The sequence below is a fragment of the Mycobacterium sp. NAZ190054 genome (genome assembly GCF_001545925.1).
Lineage (GTDB): Bacteria > Actinomycetota > Actinomycetes > Mycobacteriales > Mycobacteriaceae > Mycobacterium.
In genome coordinates this window covers 1-1,802 of sequence record NZ_LMVQ01000432.1, presented here as the reverse complement: position 1 = coordinate 1,802, position 1,802 = coordinate 1, and the positions used below count along the sequence as shown (strand labels likewise).

At 62.7% G+C, this 1,802-nt stretch carries 1 protein-coding gene and 2 pseudogenes; 1 reads left to right on the top strand and 2 read right to left on the bottom strand.

From position 1 onward, the window contains the following. Window positions 1-476 precede the first annotated feature (476 nt). Window positions 477-725 carry a helix-turn-helix domain-containing protein gene (locus ASJ79_RS33430; RefSeq protein ID WP_197420345.1) on the bottom strand — a complete coding sequence of 83 codons (249 nt, stop codon included), beginning with the start codon at window positions 723-725 and terminating at the stop codon, window positions 477-479. Between the two features lie 200 nt (window positions 726-925). Further along, window positions 926-1,501, bottom strand: a pseudogene (locus ASJ79_RS23435) (transposase); the annotation flags it as partial. 147 nt (window positions 1,502-1,648) lie between these two features. Between ASJ79_RS23435 and ASJ79_RS23430 the strand changes: the two are divergent. After that, window positions 1,649-1,802: pseudogene (locus ASJ79_RS23430) on the top strand (IS256 family transposase); the annotation flags it as partial.

Below are 1,802 nucleotides of genomic sequence, written 5' to 3'. Positions count from 1 at the left end.
GGGGCTGCTTGCCGCCCTCACCGGCGTCTCCCGGTTCAGGCTGCCCCCAGCTTCGTTATGCTGCTGCGACAGCACAACGGCGCAGGTCTCTCACCTCCGCTCGGTCACACAGCGCCTCGTGGCGCACGAGATCGCCCTCCCAGTGGCCCGCCTGCCGACGCGATTGAACGCTGGCAGGTCGCTCGTGGATTGACCGGAGCTTGGTGAGTTGCCGCAGAGCGCCGTCACGAGTTCGTCCACGCCCGCGTCGATGCCGATAGATCCGGCCGGTCCGCAGGATGTTGGCGTTCTTGCCGGAGCTGCGGGTCTGTTGGTCTATGTCGACTACCAGTCCTCGGTAGACACCCTCATAAATTGTCTCGGTACATAGGTGCCACGTCGGCCGGCGACGATATCGACGCCGCAGCCACCGGCTGATCTGGGCTGGTGACCATTTCTTGGACAGCTTGTCCGCCACAGCTGCCCGCAGTCCCGTATCAGCGGTCAGCCTGCGGGTTTTCGGTCGCTGGCGACGTTGATAGGCCCCGGGGGTGGGCATACCAAGGCTGGTAGGTGCCGTCCGGCTTACGATTCCTGGAGATCTCCCGGTAGACGGATTGAAACGTCTTGCCTATACATTCGGCGATCTCCTTTACCGGCTTCCCGGCGGCGAGCCCGTCGGCGATCTCGATGCGATCGTCTTGGGTCAGGTAGCGAGAACTTATCGGTTTGTCGATGAAACGCATGCTGCCAGCGTCGATGAACCACAACGACCCACAGCTGAGCGACACTCCCACCGCCATGGCCGCCTCCGCTCCCGACATTCCGGTGCGGATCAGTTCAAAGTATCGACGTTTGACACCCGACGGCATCTTGTTGGGCGCGTATCGAGGCATTGAAATCCCATCGGTCCGGGATTCGCAACGATCGTTAGAACCTGACCCCGCTCCAGTGGACGGGTATGCCAGGCCGTCATTTCCTCGACAACGCGATCGGTGATCCGGCTGATGGTGTCCTTGGAGACCTCGGCGCCGTAGATGCCGCTGAAATGGGCGCTGATCTCGCCGGTGGTCAGCCCACGGGCATACAGCGACACGATCACCTCGTCGACGTCGGTCAGGCGCCGTTGACGTTTCTTGACGATGCGCGGTTCGAAGGTGCCGGCCCGGTCGCGGGGCACGTCGATCTCGATACTGCCGCACGAGTCGGTCAGTACGGTTTTCGAGCGGGTTCCGTTGCGGGAGTTCCCGCTACCGTGACCCGCGGGGTCGTGGCGGTCATACCCGAGGTGTTCGGAAAGCTCCTCGTCCAGGGCGGTTTCGATGACCGTTTTGGTCATCGCTTTGAGCAGTCCGCCTGGGCCGGTCAGTGCGACACCGGCTTCTCGGGCTTGACGCACCAGTTCGCGGGCGACTTCGAGTTCGTCGACCTCACGGCTGCGCGGGATATCGATCGCCGCCGGAGCGGGATCGTCATGGTCATTCTGCGATGGCTCCACAGCCACGACAGTCTCGGTCATCAGGTGACCTTTCCGCCCCCGACACACCGGGGGCCGTAAGGCCACTTACACCGTTACTGCGACACTCCCCGTATGAGGGTCTGTCTGAATAACGGTGGATCTGGTCTTGGTCTGACACGCCGGGCGTGAGCTTGGCGGGAAGGACTGACGATGTCAGAAACACTCGACTCCATGGCGACCGATGTGGATCAACGCCAGCTCGCTGAGCAGCTGCTGGCGCAGGCGAAAGAACAGGGAATTGAGCTGGTCGGCCCGAATGGCCTGCTCAACGAGTTGACCAAGAACGTGCTCGAGACCGCGCTGG

Excerpts from the sequence above, each read along its gene's own strand:
- ASJ79_RS33430 (WP_197420345.1), bottom strand. The coding sequence starts at position 725 with ATGCGTTTCATCGACAAACCGATAAGTTCTCGCTACCTGACCCAAGAC.